This window comes from Paenibacillus sp. J31R34 (genome assembly GCF_059383715.1).
In genome coordinates, this window is the sequence record NZ_JBXENU010000006.1 from 204555 (window position 1) to 222745 (window position 18191).

Annotated in this window: 13 protein-coding genes; all 13 read right to left on the bottom strand. The window is 44.5% G+C overall.

The features are described 5' to 3' along the window. The gene (locus AC50YG_RS18105) at positions 1 to 504 is read right to left on the bottom strand and encodes a phage tail protein (protein ID WP_494828346.1); all 504 of its coding nucleotides are present in this window, start codon (positions 502 to 504) and stop codon (positions 1 to 3) included. 43 nt (positions 505 to 547) lie between these two features. Next, entirely contained in the window at positions 548 to 1072 is a 525-nt protein-coding gene (locus tag AC50YG_RS18110) for a phage tail protein (RefSeq protein ID WP_494828348.1), read from the bottom strand. A 48-nt stretch (positions 1073 to 1120) separates the two neighbouring features. After that, on the bottom strand, positions 1121 to 6256 hold the full coding sequence (locus AC50YG_RS18115; protein WP_494828350.1) for an Ig-like domain-containing protein: 5136 nt from the start codon (positions 6254 to 6256) through the stop codon (positions 1121 to 1123). Positions 6257 to 6458: 202 nt separating this feature from the next. Further along, a complete protein-coding gene (locus AC50YG_RS18120; protein ID WP_494828354.1) occupies positions 6459 to 9635 on the bottom strand; it encodes an MMPL family transporter in 3177 nt (1058 codons plus the stop codon). Next, a complete protein-coding gene (locus AC50YG_RS18125) occupies positions 9632 to 10105 on the bottom strand; it encodes a MarR family winged helix-turn-helix transcriptional regulator (RefSeq protein WP_473757244.1) in 474 nt (157 codons plus the stop codon). The genes AC50YG_RS18120 and AC50YG_RS18125 overlap by 4 nt, the downstream gene beginning before the upstream one ends. 214 nt (positions 10106 to 10319) lie before the next feature. Next, positions 10320 to 11528: an ABC transporter permease gene (locus AC50YG_RS18130; RefSeq protein WP_494828360.1), complete on the bottom strand. Its 1209-nt coding sequence runs from the start codon at positions 11526 to 11528 to the stop codon at positions 10320 to 10322. Beyond that, positions 11522 to 12208: an ABC transporter ATP-binding protein gene (locus tag AC50YG_RS18135; RefSeq protein ID WP_494828362.1), complete on the bottom strand. Its 687-nt coding sequence runs from the start codon at positions 12206 to 12208 to the stop codon at positions 11522 to 11524. Before AC50YG_RS18135 ends, AC50YG_RS18130 begins: the two co-directional genes overlap by 7 nt. Further along, positions 12195 to 13337: an efflux RND transporter periplasmic adaptor subunit gene (locus AC50YG_RS18140; protein WP_494828364.1), complete on the bottom strand. Its 1143-nt coding sequence runs from the start codon at positions 13335 to 13337 to the stop codon at positions 12195 to 12197. Before AC50YG_RS18140 ends, AC50YG_RS18135 begins: the two co-directional genes overlap by 14 nt. Before the next feature lie 23 nt (positions 13338 to 13360). Then, positions 13361 to 14071, bottom strand: coding sequence for a hypothetical protein (locus AC50YG_RS18145; RefSeq protein WP_494828366.1), 711 nt, complete (start codon positions 14069 to 14071; stop codon positions 13361 to 13363). 35 nt (positions 14072 to 14106) lie between these two features. Continuing rightward, entirely contained in the window at positions 14107 to 14628 is a 522-nt protein-coding gene (locus AC50YG_RS18150; RefSeq protein WP_494828368.1) for a stage II sporulation protein M, read from the bottom strand. 110 nt (positions 14629 to 14738) lie between these two features. Continuing rightward, complete coding sequence (locus AC50YG_RS18155) at positions 14739 to 14945, bottom strand: uberolysin/carnocyclin family circular bacteriocin (RefSeq protein WP_473757250.1); 207 nt, start codon at positions 14943 to 14945, stop codon at positions 14739 to 14741. A gap of 228 nt (positions 14946 to 15173) precedes the next feature. Further along, complete coding sequence (locus AC50YG_RS18160; RefSeq protein WP_494828371.1) at positions 15174 to 15881, bottom strand: ABC transporter ATP-binding protein; 708 nt, start codon at positions 15879 to 15881, stop codon at positions 15174 to 15176. Positions 15882 to 15898: 17 nt separating this feature from the next. Continuing rightward, positions 15899 to 17485 (bottom strand): hypothetical protein, encoded by a 1587-nt coding sequence (locus tag AC50YG_RS18165; RefSeq protein WP_494828373.1) that lies wholly within the window; start codon positions 17483 to 17485, stop codon positions 15899 to 15901. Between the last annotated feature and the right edge of the window lie 706 nt (positions 17486 to 18191).

Here is an 18191-nt window from a genome sequence, read left to right on the forward strand (position 1 = left end):
TTAATTTTTCGGCGGATAAGTACCTGAAATTGCAATGCAAAAATTTGCGACCGCGTAGGGCTGCATATTGGAATGGGCCTGTGTGGCGCCCGTCATCCCGATTGCCTTAGGCGACATGTAACCGTCCGCCGTGTTGCTGTAGGGCTTTGCGCTGCTTTCACTCCATACATTGGAGGCAGCCGCTCCTTTTGTACTTGTGGCCGAGCTGGCAGACAGCGAATGCGTGTGTTGGGGAATTTCATTTATCGTCAAGGCATGCGTTTCTGTTCCGCCGGTCGAATATACAGGGAATACTTCGTCTGTTGTTGGATTTATGGCAGCCCTTCCCTGCAGATTTGGCAGTTGGAAGGTGGTTTTCCCATCCCCACCGAATTTATTGCTAATAATCGAGAATAAAGCTTGGTGCTCACTCACTTTAAGCATTTGTCCATTGCATTGAGCCCAGCCTGCGGGAGCGTAGCCGATTGCAAACAAACGTATTTCGCCAAGAAACCATTCTTCCATATAATTCCTTCCTCCTCTTAATTATCGATGATCTTAGAATTGCTTAATGATCCATCATAGGGTAGGTGCCTTGTATGCAAATAATATAAGTTAGCGCCATGAAAGGCATCATATTGTTATGTGCCTGATTGCCACCTTCTGAGGACAAAGCCGCTTGTTCCATTGCAGCGTTCGGCGCTGCTGTTCCTTCATAATATTGCTTGACCGTGCTCGCAGCCCAAAAATGGCCGATCGGCGAAGCCTCATCGCCTGCAGACTGCTGGGCTGCCGCTATATGCGTATGGGCTGGCAACTGTGCCTGCGTCAGCTGGACCATTTCCACCCCGCCTTTATCTTTTAGGGAAAATGTACTGCCTGTTGAGCTGGTACCCATATGAATGGGAACGCGCCCTCGATAGTCAGGTAGGGCAAACGTTGTTTGCCCGTCCCCACCGTAGGTTGCGCCGATAAGGGTGAATAACGCCTGATGATCCTGAACCTTCAGCACTTGCCCATTGCATAGTTCCCAGCCCACTGGCGCATACTTGCCGACAAATAGCCTGATTTCGCCTAAATATGAATCTGCCATTTTAATCTCCTCCTCGGATTTTTTGTTCTGTGCCGATTGTTTAGCAGACTACCCGTTGATTAAATCAGCCTGCAGCAGCAGTCTGCGAATGAGTGCAGCAGCCTCCGCACGGGTAATATTGTCCTGCGGATGCAGCTGTCCGGAATTACCCGTCACAATTTGAAGCTCAACCGCAGCGGCCATAGCGTCTTTTGCCCAACTGCTGATTTCATTCTGGTCCGCGAAAGCGGACAGCTTATCCATAGATCCCGAAGCACTCAGCTTCGTATAAGATACAGCTCTTGCGATAATCGCAATTGCTTCCTCGCGGGTAATTGTCTTCAAGGCGCCAAATGTACCATCAGCATAACCGGTAATAAGGCCATAAGCCGCCGCTGTTTCCGTATAACCGGCATACCAGCTTTCGGCTTGCACATCTGCAAACTTGCTTTGACCTTGTCCAGTCACTGGACGCAAGCCTAAACCACGTACGATAATCGCCGCAAACTCAGCGCGGGTAATAGAAGCATCCGGAGAGAAAGCCGTCTCGCTTGTCCCTTGTACAACCATACGGGAAGCCAGGTCGTTCACCTCATCGCGGCTCCAATGCTGCGCCAGGTCCTGCATCTCCCGTGGATGCCAGATGACCGAATACGTACTGTTCGTCAGACTGTTAATTACTGCATAATACTTCCCGTTCAGCATCGTAATATTGGTAGGCACATGATAGAGCTTTCCATCGGAGTGCAGCACGACTCCTGTCGTAATACGACTCGCATCAGCGCCCTCCGGCATTGGAATCATCATTTGCACATAGCCGCTAAAGGCGGAAACATCCGTCTTCTTTCCGCCGTACGAAGCTGTAATATGGAATTCCAGCGGCACAGCAGCGATCTCCATGCCTTGGCCAGATGCCGCGGCGTATACTTTATCGGATTCCGCTTTTGCCGATTTTGCTATCGTGATGCTGAAAATAATATCCTTCAAGCTGTTCTTCGCTCCTAGCTCCTTGGCAATCGCATCAACAGGGATAAGCGATGCCGGGAATGCATAGGAGGCCGAGGTCGTTTGTATTTCAAGTGTCGCCGTTTTATCTGTCATTACCTTGAGCAGTTGACCATTTAGCAAGCTGTTCACGCTGTCTGCCGCTTCTGTATACGGAATCGTGACTTCGCGATTGGATTCGGACTCCAGCTTTTTAATGATTTTGTCGTTCTCAAGCGTCACCGTCGCATAACGCAGCTGATTGCTGGTGAACGTCTGCACCGTAGCCGTCTGCTCCTGCTTCACTCCGTCTACATATACTGAAATTCCGGTTCCCGCTGCAACTGTCCCCGTTTGAACGGAAGTGCCTGTTGAAGGAGTTGAACCTGAACTTTGCTGGGCGCGGGTCACCTTCACCAGATAAGTACGACTCGGCTTGGAGGTGTCGGCCGCTGCAACTGTGACCGGAATTTCATTCAGCCCGACATTTAATTGCACGGTAACCGGATTGTCTGCCGATTGGTCGTTTATCGTCACCGTGGCAAGCGGATCAAAGGCTTCAGCTGTAATTGTCGTTGCTTCAACTGCGTAAGCTACATTTTGCTCGTAGCTCAGCGTCTCCTTGTTGAAAGCAGGCGACAGGCTGCCCGTGCTGGTCGAAAGCGCCCCTAATTCGCTAATTCCATAAGGTGTAATATTTACTGTAACAACGGCTGGATCGGAATCCTCCTGTCCATCCGAAGCTGCATAGGTGAAGCTGTCTGTCCCTAGCTGACCCGGGCTCGGCACATAAACAAACTCATCGCCGTTAATAATCGTCACGCTGGAGGACTTCGCACCGGTTGTGAGTATACGGAAGGTCAATGAATCTCCGTCCACGTCAGTTGCATGCAGCTTTTGGGTCAAAGATGTCAGACTTTCTACATCGTAGCTTGCATTCTCAGCTATCGGCCGGTCATTCACCGGCGTGACCGTCACTTGGACTGTAATCGGATCGGATTCATCTACCCCGTCAAAGGCCTTTATTGCAAAGCTGTCGTCTCCGTTAAAATCCTGATTAGGCGTGTATGTCAGCTGATTGCCATTGGCAATAACCGCTTGACCGTGCTCCGCCTGAGCATCGACCAGAAAGGATAGCGTATCCAGATCCTCATCCGTACCCGACAGCGTCAGGCTCAATACATCGTCCTCATCCATTTGCTGAGGAGCAATCGCCGTTACAACGGGCTTGCTGTTCCCCACAGTCACCGTAAAGCTGGATGTGCCTTCCGCCAGACTGCTGTCCAATACATGAATTGTAATGGCAGCTGAGCCTTGCATTCCTTGAGCCGGCTCCACTGTAACCGTGCGCTGCTTGCCACTGCCTGCTAGTGTAATTCCGCTGAGCGGAACAAGAGCGGTATTGCTCGATTCGGCAGTTACTGCAAAATCGCTCGGCTCTGCGTCAGGATCAGTAATGGTAAAGCTTAGAGCCTGCGTAGCTGTATTTTTACCTATGCTTTGATTGGAAATCGCACTTACCGTAGGGGTGTCATTCACCGATGTCACAATCAGGGACGTCTGACTGTCTACTACTGGTGCAGCTATCCCATCATCTACCGTCACCGCTAAAACAACAGTCTCCGTCGTTCCCGGAGCAACCCGGTTCGCCTCCGGAGTAAATACCAATTGGCGAATGGCTGTCGTCAAATCATCAGCTGTTCCGCTCGCCTTATATTGACTGCCGACCAGACCGAAGCCGGCTGCTTGAAGGGAGACGGCTGTAAATCCGCCTTTTGCCGCAGTATCGAGTGAAATGCTGACCGTCAGCGTCTGTCCAGGGTCCGCATCCTCTATGGATACACCAGTAAAGGGCTGTTCCGTCTCCGTATCCAACAGCTCATATGGAGCGGCGGCAATTCCCGTCATTACAGGAGCATCGTTTACCGAAGTGATGGTGACCGATATCGTGCTGACCACTGTGCCTCCGTTACCGTCACTTACTTCAACTTTAAATACATCCTGACCGTAATAATTAGCGTCCGGAGTGTATTCCCACGCTCCGGTCGTCGCATTAACCGTTGCAATTCCATGGGTAGCCTGCTGCAAAAGGGAATAAGTCAGCGTGTCACCCTCCACATCGTTTGCCGATACTTGTCCGGTAACCGCTGTGTCCTCATCAGTCGTTACGGAATCATCCACAGCTGTTGGCGGATCATTCACCGGCGTCACAGTCACGGTAATGGTACTGGTCGCCATGCCTCCATTGCCGTCGCTAACCTCAATCTTGAATACGTCCTGTCCGTGATAATCCGCATTAGGAGCATACTCCCAAGCTCCGGTCGATGGATTGACCGTTGCTGTTCCGCTGGCTGCCTGCTGCGATACCGAATACGTCAGCGTGTCGCCATCCGCGTCCGATGCCGTCACCTGGCCGGTCGTGCTTGTATCCTCATCGGTCGTTGCCGTATCGTCCGACGTTGTCGGAGCTACATTTATATTCACAACCGTTACACTTATCGTACTCGTTGCTGTGCCTCCATTGCCGTCGCTAACCTCAATTTTGAAAACATCTTGACCATGATAGCCCTCATCCGGGTCATATTCCCATGCTCCGGTTGTCGGATCGACCGTTGCCAAACCATGAGCTGCCAGCTGCGAAATAGAGTAGGTCAGCGTACCGCCTTCCACATCGCTTGCCGTCACCTGGCCCGTCGTTTTCTCGTTTTTATTGGTTGTCGCGGTGTCGTCGCTCGTGACAGGCGGATCGTTCATCGGCGTCACAGTTACGGTAATGGTGCTGGTTGCCGTACCTCCATTGCCATCGCTAACCTCAATCTTGAATACGTCCTGTCCGTGATAATTCGTATTCGGAGTATATTCCCATTCACCCGTTGACGCATCGACCGTAGCCGTCCCGTTCGTTGCCTGCTGCGACACCGAATATTCCAACATGTCGCCATCCATATCCATTGCCGTTACCTGACCAGTCGTACTTGTATCCTCATCGGTCGTTGCCGTATCGTCCGACGTTGTCGGAGCTACATTTATGTTCACAATCGTTACACTTATTGTGCTCGTTGCTGTGCCGCCGTTGCCATCACTAACCTCGATCTTGAATACGTCCTGACCATAATAACCGTCCATCGGGGAATATTCCCATGCACCTGTCACCGGATCAACGGCTGCCGAACCATAAGCCCCCTGCTGCCAAATGGAATAGGTCAGCGTATCGCCGTCCACATCGCTTGCCGTCATTTGACCCGTCGTCGTCTCATTTTTATTCGTTGTCGCGGTGTCGTCGCTCGTGACAGGTGGATCATTCACCGGATCGACGGTGATTGCAACCGTGCTGGTTGCCGTCCCCCCTTTGCCGTCACTTACCAAGACCTTAAATACATCCTGACCGTAATAATTCGCATTCGGAGTATACTCCCATGCCCCCGTTGACGCATCGACCGTTGCCATCCCGTTCGCTGCCTGCTGCGACACCGAATAGGTCAGCATGTCGCCATCATTGTCGGAGCCAACAATGTTACCAGTCACGAATTCATCCTCATTAACCCATTCTGTATAGTCAGGTACCGTTGGCACTTCATTCGTAACAGCCTGTTCATATACAATATATGGATTGGCATCAAACCGGTACCGGTGAACTTCATCCGGTATATCACCAATCAAGCTTTCCGCACCTGTCAGAAAAAAGGTAAGCATGCCGTTTGAAGCCTGATTGAAATAGTCAGTAATATCAAGGGAGAGCAGATCACCGGCAGCAATCGATCCCAGATGGCTATCCAGCAGCTCATAGGTGCTTGGGGTGTTTAGCACCTGATTCATGGTCGGCCAGCCCGTATGCATTTGATCGTTACTGGTCGGGATAGAAGCTGACTTGTACGCCCACACCTTGGCAATCGGAGTACCGCGAATTGCCCGATCCTCCAGGCCTGTGCCATAGTCGTTGCCTACTTTGATTTTCAAATACGCCTTATACCCTGCAGGTACGTTTGCGGTTTTGTTGAACCTCAAATAGGCGTGATATTCCTTGGTTCCGCTATGTTGAATACCAATATAATAAGGAGCTCCTACATAAGCACCATACGTAAAATCATGCCCGGCTATAGACGCCAGCGGCGGTCCGGCCAAGGAGCTTGCATGCACCGTTCCAGTTCCATATAGTCCACCAAATATAAAATGGATGGCTACGATAGCAGTCAATAAACCTATGAATCCCTTCTTCTTCACGCTTTCCTCTCCTTATCCTTATGCTTTTTCCGATCCAAATCCAATTATTTTCACCCTAATTATACCAATTGCCTCTGAACGCATTCTGAACGAGGAGCCACCCGCTGCATCTGCCAAAATAGCAATTTCTCTGCCGCCAATACAAAAAAAACCTCCTTATCCGATGGATAAGGAGGCTTAGTGAATGGTTCATAGCTTAATCTTAAGAATGATGCGAAATATCCTTCGTCGGTGAATAACGAACCTCGTGCTCGCTCTCATTCATAAACGGCCAATAGTTGGCTTTGCCGAACATGCGCACCATGACTGGAATGAACAGTGGCAGCATAATGAGTGCGTACATGAATAGTCCACACAATACGAGTGTCGCAATTTGCAGCAGGGACATAACCCCAGAAGGCAGCATCGCTGCAAAAGTACCGCCAAGAATAATGGCTGCCGACATAATGACGCCTCCCATGCTCTTCATCGCCTTCAAAATCGCCTGGGTCGGCGAAAGATCGCGATATTCCCGGAAACGGTCCATTAGGAAAATGCTATAGTCGATGCCCAGCGCGACCAGCATAACGAATCCGAAGAACGGAACCGCCCAGCTGATGCCCGAGTTGCCGAGCAAGCGGACGAAAATCACTTCTGTTATCGCCATAGAGGTATAGAAGGTCAACAAAAGTGATGCCATCAAATAAAGCGGCATAACAATAGAGCGGAACAAGATGATCAGAATAATCGTAATGCCGATCAGCATCAGCATCATTGTACGAGAATAGTCCTCTTTCGAAATATTGTTCAAATCATGGTTGGAGCTCGTCACTCCGCCTACTTCATAGTCCGCCTGTGCATAGGCGGTGCCTTGAATAGCACGGCCAACTGCGGCTTTCAAATCGTCGATTTTTTCCATTGTCGCCATATCATACGGATTGCCGCTGAAAATGACATCGAATTTAGCACTCATACGATCTTCGGACATATACACATCCAGAGCCTGCTGGAATTCGGGCTTCACGATTGCTTCCTCTGGAATAAACCAGCCCGTCATTTGTTTGTTTGGCGAGGAACCAAGCTCGCTCAAATAGTTTTTCGCTGACCCAAGCCCGTCGCTAACCTGCGTAATGCCATCCACGCTTTGATCAAGTCCGTCCGTCAGCTGGCTGAGCTGGCCGTTCAAATCGGCAAAGCCTGCTTGCAATTCGGATTGCCCGCTTGCCAGTTGGTCAGCCCCCTTCGTTATGTCAGGAACCTTCGTTACAATTTGGCCTTGGCCAGCCGCGGCCTGCGCGATGCCCTGCTGAAGCTGGGAAATGCCTTGTGCCAGCTTCTCCAAACCTTTTGCAAGCTCGCCTTGGCCAGCTGACGCTTGGGAAAGTCCCGCATTCGCCTGCTTCAGCCCTTCATTAATGCCGCCCAGTTGTCCATTAATTTGCGTCAGCTGCTCGCTGAGCATGCTCGCTGACTGCTCCATTTGGGAAGCTGCGCCTAATACCTGCGCATAATCAGCATCGCCTGCCAGCTCAGGGTACTTCTCGCCTAAGCCGCTAATGCCTTTGTGAAGATCCGCAAGTCCGCCTGCCAACTGCTGCTGCCCAGCCGCAATGCCGCCGTAGGCTTGTGACAGCTGGCCGACGCCCGCTTCCATCTTCTCATAGTTCATCAATAGCTCTTTGCTGGCCGCTGCCAATTGATCAGCGCTAGCTTTCGCCTGCTTCAAGCCTTCAGCAAGCTCACCTGCTCCAGCGGAGCCATCATTCAGCCCTTGCTGAATGCGTTTCAAGCCATCTCCAAGCTGCACAATGCCGCTTTTCAAATCCTTCGTTCCCGCAGCGAGCTTGCCTGCGCCTTCCGCCGCTTCATTAAGCTTTGGCCCGTTTTCACTCAGCTTGGTGCTGGCTTCAGCAAGGCCGCTGCTTATTTTCCCAAGGCCTTCCTCGCCTTTGTCGAGGCCATCCTTCAGCGTACCTACTTGATCAGATACCATTAAATCGTCAAGCTCTTCGCCTGTTGGGCGGGTCGCACTGCGAACAAGCGCTACACCTTCAACCTTCGAAAGCTCACGGGTAATTTGCTCAATGGCCGCCAGTCCATCCGTTGTATCCATCGGTACCGCTGTTTTCACCACAACCGTAGAAGGCAGCGATTCACCAGGCCCGAAGCTTTCCGAAATGAGGTTAAATGCTTTAACCGAATCATATTTGTCGCCAATTTCATCGAGCGAGTTAAAGGAAACATTGCCCTTGTACGCCACTAGAAAAGGAACCGTCAGCACCATAACGACAACCAGTGCCCACAGCGGCTTGCGCAGCGAGAAGCTGCCAACAGCTCCCCAGAGCCCGCTCTCCTTATGCTCAAGCGAGCCTTTGGATGGCCAGAACAGCTTAGCGCCAAGCACCGACATGAAAAACGGAACAATCGTAAACAAGGCAATCAGCAAAATCGCGATGCCAATCGCTACTGCAACCGCCGAACGATACAGCACGAAGGTTGAAAAGCCGATAGAGGCAAAACCAACAAATACCGCAAGACCAGAAAACAATACTGTCTTGCCCGCTGTTTTGTAGGTTGCCAAAATCGATTCCTGAATATCTCCGCCCCGATGCGCCAGCTCTTCCTTAAAGCGGCTGATCAGCAGAATGCAATAATCCGTACCAATTCCGAATAGAACAGCAACTAGGAAAATTTGCGTAAAGTTCGAAAGTGGAAAGTCAAAATATTCCACAAGAAACGCGACGATGGATTGGGATAGCAAATAAGTAAAGCCCACCGTCAGTAATGGTACAATCGGCGCTACGGCCGAACGGAACACTAGGAATAATATAATCAAAATAAAGCCAACGGTTATAAACTCCGTCTTCTTCAAGCCCTCTTGTGCGCTTGTCGCGACATCGTCACCGATAATCCAGCCGCCTGTGTAGTAATGCGTCAATGGAACATCCGAAACGGCGCTGTACAGCCCCTCTCGTATTCCCGACAAATCACCACTGGATGTGTCTACCTTCACAAGCACAAGCAGCGTCTTGCCATCCTCCGACAGCATTTGTTTTTTAAGCTCTTCCGTATCAAAATGCGTCGTAATCGAGGTAATATGATACTGTTCCTTTCCAGCCTTCAGCTTCTCCACACCTTGCTTGGCGGCTGCCAAGTCCGCATCGGATAAGCCTTCCGGATCATGGAACACAAGCACGGTGGAAGAGCCATTTCCGGCATCCTTTCCGCCAATCTCCTCGATCATTTTCTCGGCAATCGTAGAAGAATACCCTTGCGGAACAGACACTTGCCCCTTCTCACGAACGAGCCCTTCCATATTCGGCGCGCTCACCATTAAACCGACTGTGACAAGCAGCCATACAAGCATGAGTACCCATCTTAGTTTTATTACCGTCTTCATTGCTTTGTTTCTCCTCCTTCTATCCCGTGCGTGCCAGACATAACTTTAGCCAGCTTCTCATAGGTAGTAATAAACTGCAGTGCTTCCTGCTCATCAAAATGCTGGATATGCAAGGCCAGCATCTCTTGAATTTTCAATTCAGACTGATCGGTCAGCTGCTCACCCGCCGGCAAAAGCTTCAAATAGGTAACTCGCCTGTCCTTCGGGTCCTGCTGCCGTTCAATGAGCTGTTTATCGAATAAACGTGTCGTTAGTGCCGTAATGGAGCTACGTCCCACGCAAAATGTATCCGCAAGCTCGGACGAGTTCGTCTTTCCCTGCGTCCGCAAATAACGAAGCACCGAATATTGCTCGACCGTAAGCCCCTCCGGCATCGCTTCCCGGAACAAGCTGTTTATTTGACGATTGACGGCAAAATAGGTCGCCTCATACCGCGCAATAATGTCCAGCAACAGCTTTTGATCTACCATCCCACTTCCTCCTTTCCATTTATGCTCTCTCTTTAAAAGGTTCTACAATGAAATAGTTCACTGATAGAACTATATCAAAAACCACCCGAAAGCGTCAAGCAGTTGATTTTATAAAAAAAGTAAAACACTAAATCAAATAAGCCCGTGCGCAATCGCATGGGCTTCAGGAATCATTTAAACGTACGGTCTTCGTTTAGAGATTAAAATTATTGCTTCAGGATTCAAACAGTAAAGAATCCATAGGCTCCCACTTCGACGCCTTATTAGCCGGAAGCATTCCAAAAACGATGCCAATCAGCATCGAGAATAGAACACCGCCAACGATCACATACATGGGAACGAATAATGGCAAATTCGTAACTAGCGAGATTAGCTTTGCTCCGCCAACTCCCAATCCTATCCCTATAATTCCACCAAAGGTAGTCAAAACCGCCGATTCAATTAAAAACTGCAGCAGAATGTTCCCTCTTGTTGCACCCAACGCTTTGCGAATTCCAATTTCCCTTGTCCGTTCCGTCACCGAAACGAGCATAATATTCATGACACCAACGCCCCCGACAAACAAGGAAATGCTGGCTACTGAACCTATAATCGCTGTCATAATTCTCGTAATAGATGCAACTGAATCTTGAATTTCCTGCATATCTAAAACCATATATTCCCCTCGACCATGCTTTTCCTGATTCAGAGAGTTCAGCACTTCTACTGAGGCTTCTCCTGCCAATTGCAGAACCTCTGCACTTCGAGCCTGAATGGTCAGCGAATCTATTTTACTTTCGCCAAATAAAGATGGCCAAACGGCATTAGGAATCAGGATCTGATACGCTCCAATATTAAAAATACTTTTTTGCTCCTTAAACGTGCCAATCACTTTAAATGCTGTACCTTCCAGTTCAATAATTTTTCCAACCATAGCGTTATTCGGATCTAAGCGTTTCACCGTTTCCTCGCCAATAAGCGCTACCTTGCGGGCCTTTTCAAACTCTCTGGCTGCAATGTTACGGCCTGATAATAACTCCGTTTGATTTAAACTAAAATAAGATTCAGATGTACCATTCAACTGAACCATTAATGTCTTATCAAGGTAATTTAAAGTAGAAGAGGTCCTATTATTAGCGATAACCCTTTCGATTTCAGGGATTTTTTCCAAAGCTAGCACGTCATTTTCTTTAAAAGCCGGTTCACCCGGTTCTTCAGAGAGAATATTTCCTTCTTCATCTACAGATTGATATACGATTTCTAATGTATTATTTCCGTTTCCTACAAAAAAAGTTTTAAGGGATGCACTTCCTCCCTCACCAATCGCCACAATAGCTATAACGGAAGCTACACCTATAATGATTCCAAGCATTGTAAGCACTGACCTTGACTTATGTGCGTATAGGGCAGAGAAAGCCATTATTATACTTTCCTTTATTAACATGATTTTATTCTTCTATCATCAATAATTACCCCGTCCTTCAGTACAATCTTTCTATCCGCATATGCTGCTACATGATTATCGTGGGTTACCATCACTATCGTTCTTCCCTCTTTATTCAGCATCGCAAACAGCTCCATTATTTGCTCACTCGTTTTAGAATCCAATGCTCCTGTTGGCTCATCAGCAAAAATAATTTTTGGGTCATTGATAATCGCCCTTGCGATAGCTACTCTTTGTTTCTGTCCACCTGATAACTGGTTGGGATAATAATCCTCCCGATTTCCTAAACCCACTTTATGCAGAGCTGCCCGTGCTTTTTCTTTCCGCACACGTTTGCTCACTCCTGAATATACCAATGGAAGCTCAGCGTTAAGAATCGCGCTTAGTTTAGAAAGCAGATGGAATTGTTGAAATACAAATCCAATGTACTGATTGCGCAGCCGTGCTCGTGCATTTTCACTAAGAGAAAATACATTATGGCCAAAAAAATGATAGTCACCTGACATCAATTTCAAATCCAAAAGCCCGCATAAGTGCATTAATGTTGATTTTCCAGACCCGGAGGCTCCCATGATCGCTACAAATTCACCAGACTCAATGGAAAGATTAATATCCATTAATACAGGAACTTCATTTGAACTTAACAAATAGGATTTATGGACATTGTTAAGGGACAGCATTCCATTTCACTTCCATTCCTTCGATCCAATCCGCCTGAGGGTTTCTAACCACTGCTTCCCCTACTTGAATGCCAGATACAACTTCTTCCCAGCTGTCATCTATTAGGCCAAGTTTTACTTCTCGCTTACGGATTCTATTCTGTTCGACAACATACACATAATTCTTATCATTCTCAACAAGCACTGCATCAAAAGGTATAGCAACAACATTTTGTTTCGTGTTTAACTCAATTTCCAAAGATACATGAAAACCCTCTGGCAAATCCTTGTCATTGTCTTTTATTGAGACTAGAAAAGGATAAGAGGTTACCGCACTGGATTGGCCATCCATAGATTGAATGGGAGTAAAGCTGAGCGTTTCGACAACCCCCAACCATTCTTCTTCAGGCATTGCTTTAGCATGGATTTTAACCGCTTGACCAACTTTAACACTGGTTGCATCAAACTCAGTTAATATCCCTTTTATTGCCGGCGGTTGAGCAGTTATAATTTTCATCAGCGGTCCTTCAGAATGATATTCAAGAATATTCTTTGGATTATTTATTTTAACCATGCCTGCCACTGGGCTTGTAACTTTAAAAACAGCTTCCTTTTTTTTCAAAGCCGCCATTTTCATCGTGTTACTCTCTATTTCCAGCTCTGTAAATTGGATTTCACGTTTGCGCGCTGAAATCTTTTTTTCAGCATTTTTTTTAGCTAATTCCACATCAATTCCTTCTGCTAGCTCCTGCCTAAACTCGCTTTCTATTTCATTTAAATTTTCTTGCTTCTCTTGCAGAGTGAGCCGCAGACTGCTTTGGAGATTCTCTAGCTGCGCAAGGTTTAGGAGCCATTCATCATTGGAATATTCAAATAAAGGATCCCCTTTTTCAACCTGGGCACCTTCCTCAACATGCCATTTTTTAATTTCTCCCTTGGTAGTGTCCTTGTAGATTTCCGCTTTTTCATTAGCGATAACAATACCCGAAGCCATTAATGTCTCTGATATGGGTTGCGCGGCCGCCTTTATCGTATCCACATGGATCATTTCAGAATGAGAAGTTCCGGTTCTATTAAGTATAAAGATATTCCCTGCAATAATCCCAGCTATAATAAGGCTTACGACTATAACAATCCTGTTTCGTTTCATGATGCCGTAGCGAATCCCCTCCTCTAAATCAGTGCAACAACGACATTAATAACGAATAAAAATCCCCATATTGCAAAGGATGATAACACACCTTTTTTCATCGTCGTATGACCAATAAATGAAATTCCTAATCCAATTAAAAAATAGCTCCACACCTCTAACAAATCTATGCTTGATAACAAATTGATTAAAAATTCATTGGTGGTGATCTGACTCGCAAGCAATCCCAAATTGGTAATCGTCCCGGTAGAAACAGGACTAGACAAACTTAAATCTCCCCAATTCATAAATGCCAATTTCAATCCCTTGCCAATTAAAATAGGTACCTGCGCATATAATAAAACCAAAAAAAGCTGTTTCTTACTAAATGATAATTTAAATAGTTTCGTACTAATACGCAATAAAACAAATGTGACCAACAGAATCACGAATGCAATAATGGTCGAAAAAAAGGTTGTAATGATTTGCATCAATTGCATAACAGAGGCTGGCATTTCCAAGCCACTTTCTCCAAGTATTTTCTGTACTTCGTCCGTCATTATGAGCTTATTGGATACAAAATAATTGAAGGCATAATACAAAATAAAAAAAACAAATATAATACCTTTCATGCGATATGTAGGCTGTATTGTACCTAATACTTCAGCTGGAGAATATACAACTTTAATTAGATCAAATAAGCTTTGTTTTTTTGTTGCGTTTTCCGGTGTAATTGAAGCTTGATTAATGCTCACCACGCTCACTCCTAATTTATGCTTTCTTATAGCCTTTATCTAACTGCCGAGGTCACAAAACCCTCTATTAATGCAGCGACTGATAACATCAATATGATCCATCCCGTCATCCTAAAGTAAAAACGCCAATCTTTCTTTGATTCATAATAAAAAATAAATCCTTTTAAACCAATAGCACCCGCAAGTAATAATGCTGGCAGTTCAAGCACACCATGCGGAAGCAGCTTTAATAGAAGGGTGGCTAATGAGACGCCTTCTGCTAGCCTGCTAGCAATAACAGTCCCTATCCAAAGCCCATTAATGAATAAAACGATTAGAGTAGGCAATCCAAATAGAAATAAACCGGATGCCAAAATCACAGCAACACCGATATTACGCATAAAGATACCAAGAGAAGCTTCAAATCCTTCTTTATGGTTCACTAAAATTTCAGAGGATTCTAACCAGTCTTTATCATGCATAGAATAAACAACGATGCTCCCGCTCACTGCTCCCATTAAAAAAAAGAAAAAAGCACCCCAAAAAAAATATTGAAATTTCAAATTTTCTATTTTCAAGATTTTTCACCATACTTTACATACTAAAAAATATGGGGTAAGATAAATTAAAAAATCATTTATCTTACCCCAACTCGAAAAAGGTTGTTAGCCGCGCATGGTAACCCTAATTACCATGCAACTGCAGCTTTAGTCGTCATTTTCATCGTAGCTGTTCTAATAGCAACAATAAGGCCTGCGCTGATTCCAGCAGAAGCAAAAATCGAAACTAGTGCGACAACAGTGGCTCCAGCATTTATCGCGGTAACGATAACTGTAGCCCATGCAGTAGATATACCTGCATAAGCAGCCAGGTTAGCAACCAATAATTCCAACATATTTCTCACCTCCCTTCATAGCCATTAGCTGTCTGATCCTTATTTGTCTTTAAAGGTCCTTCCGGACAAACCCATCAATACTACGATACAAACAATCAAAAATAATGCATATAACCAATGGCCTTGGTAAATTTGCAGCCCCAGAGGCGGTAATCCCAACAATAAGATCATAATATATATCAGTATTTTTGTATTTTTCGATTTTGCTTTACTCATATGAATTCTCCTTTATGTCTTGATTTGAGACACATAGTATTGTTCTAAAGAATCGCTTTGTTCCAACACCTCGGATAAGCTGCTTTTATCTAATAAACGCCCCTCTTTAATTAAGATTACTTCGTCACAAAATTTCTCGGCAATCTCAAGTTGATGCGTTGATAGCAAAACAGCTCCTCCTTTAGCAGCGTAATCAATAAATATTTCACGGGCCAATATTGAATTATGCGGATCTAACCCCGATATGTACTCATCCAATAATAATATTTTAGGTTGCTTCAATAATGCGACAAGTAACGCTAGCTTCTTCCTATTGCCAAGCGAATAGTGTTTGATTCTCTTGGGAATTTCTTCTGTAAACCGAAATCTCTCAATTTCCGCTGCTAGCTGACTATCTGTCATTTTCAACTCGAATAATTCCATTGAAAATTTAATATATTCCATCCCGCTCAATTCATCATACAATAGCGGGTAATCTGCAATTATTGATACTTGACTCTTTGCTTTTTTCCAATTTTCATGTATAGAAATTCCATTAATTAAGATTTCTCCTGACGTTGGCTTCATTAGCCCCGCTGCCATATGCAAGGTTGTCGTCTTCCCAGCACCATTCGGCCCTAGAAACCCGATTATTTTCCCGTTAGGAACGGTTAAAGACAAATCAGACACGATCGTCTTCTCATTCATTACTTTATTAACATTAGACAATTGCAAGCTCATGATACTCACCTATTTTTTTATAAATTAAAATCATCAATATAAAGCCGACGGTCGTGCTTTCTTTTGACATAAAACAAGCTTCCTATCAATACTGCTAGTATCGTGATTGGAGAAATGACAAACTGGATAATGAGAAAAGACGTTTTATCCATATAATCTGCAATATAAAATGCCAACGGCAGCAATAGACAAGGAATAACAAAACTAAGCATGCACATTCTAACTATCGTGTTCACTGTTGTCCTGTCTGCAAACTCATCTAACTGCTCTTTATTGATGAAATTGTAATGCGGACTGATAAAGCCAGCTATTTGATGGACGACCGCGAAGCATAAGTAATTAACGATATGAACAAAAATCATCATTAAATATCCTGCATGACCTCCAAGGATAATAAACACAAGCTCGCACAAAACAAATTGCGGTAAAGAAATAATTAAAAATAATTGGAGTTTCTGCATAAACAAGTTCCATATGGTTTGGCCTGATGATAAGTACAACGAAAGTTTTTTTCCATCACTGTCCAAAGAAAAATGCCCCAGAAACGAATCGAACAATAGCGCAGACAACTGGAATATGATTATGTATGAAACCATAGTTGTTACTAAATAATAGACTTTATCCGATTCCGTATATCTGATTAAGGAACTACATACCCCAATTAACCCCCAAATCAACATTCCCCCAAACAATCCGGAAGCACGCTGCAGCGTATAGGAATCCCGGCAAAAAACTTTAACTCGTGCAATGATGATTTGTTTATTCAACCGAACAAGTCCTTTTGCAAGAACCAAAAACATTTTTTCCAGCCAAATTGGTTTTTCAATAACTCTCGTAGAAATTTGCCTTTCAGCCATTCTAGCTAATAGAAATAAAACAAATATAGACGTAATAATCCATGCGCTCCAATATATCCAGCTGATTAATTCACTGCTAGCAACAGCTATTCGAGACATGAAATTGTGCGGCCAATATTTCCAAAGAAATAGGTCGAAAATATAATTTAATCCTTGTTGTAAAATCCGTCTCCCTTCGAATAGCCATTCCTCATATGCTTTTTGATTTATTACTCTTCCTAAAATAGGAAAAGTATTTATCCAAGGCGATACTGCCTTCCCAAAAAAATAACCAGCTGTCAAAATGGCTATTTTCAATATTAAGGATTGTATAATTAAATAGTTAAAGTATCTTTCATTTCTTGTTTTCCTGATAGTCAAGTAATTATGAATGATAGCTATTAGCTGTGTTTGGATAATATATGTAACTATAATGATCAAAAATGTAACTAAACCTTGTAAAAATGAAGGCCTTGTCACAACGATTATTGCGATTAAAAAGGGGACCAGGCTTGTAAATAAGCGTTTAATATTCCAAACCATCTGTTCATAAAACAAAATAAATTTCTTATCTTGATTATTCCAGAAGACATTCTGAAAAAGATAATCATCACCGTTATTGAGTTCCCATTTCGAAGCCTGAATACCTGAAAAAATCGAAAAAATACAAAATTGAACGAAAAAAATTGTCCAAATTACGTTCGTTTTTTCTTGAACAGTTAATGCACTAATTCCATTAATAAGATTTTCAATTTCTTCATTGTTCAAAAAAGTAACTACTTCTTTTAAATTGTCGCTATGAAGAATAAAAATAAATATCACAGCAAGGTAAATAGTAAGATTGAAACAAATTTTAAATAATTCTAAAAATAGAATGAGTACAAATTTAATTGTTATTTTACTCCATTCGTTTCTCCAACGAATTTTCAGCCTCCACTTGAGCCATACCAACAATGAAATATCAGTCATCTCCACATATTTTTAGTATTTTTTCCATTAACTTCATAATTAAGATTATTACAAATTCAAGGAACTGTCAACCATTTTTCCAATTTTAATTAAGTATTTTTAATGTCTAAATCCAAATACTCAGATTATATATTACTATGTTTGAGCCAATAGAAATTCTTCGCAAATGACTGTCGAAAAAAACAGAATATTGTCTAGTTATAATTATTTATTATAACAAAAAATGTTATAACTTTTCCGAAAAAGAATGATTCCAAGAGTATTTTTTACCAATCAATTTCATCCATTTAGCTCTTGACTTGCTTTTACATATCTCAGCAGTTAGTTGCGGTGCTTGAACAGGACGTACGGTGTGGAGCATTTACAAACCTCTACCGATCCGATTGGCAAGGAAATACAAGGAGCGATAGCGATATTTCCCGTGAATCTGAAACGAATTTTGAAGCTCATAAGCTAAAAGGAGCTTGCAACCTAGCAACGCTAACGCTAAAAAAGACGACATTCA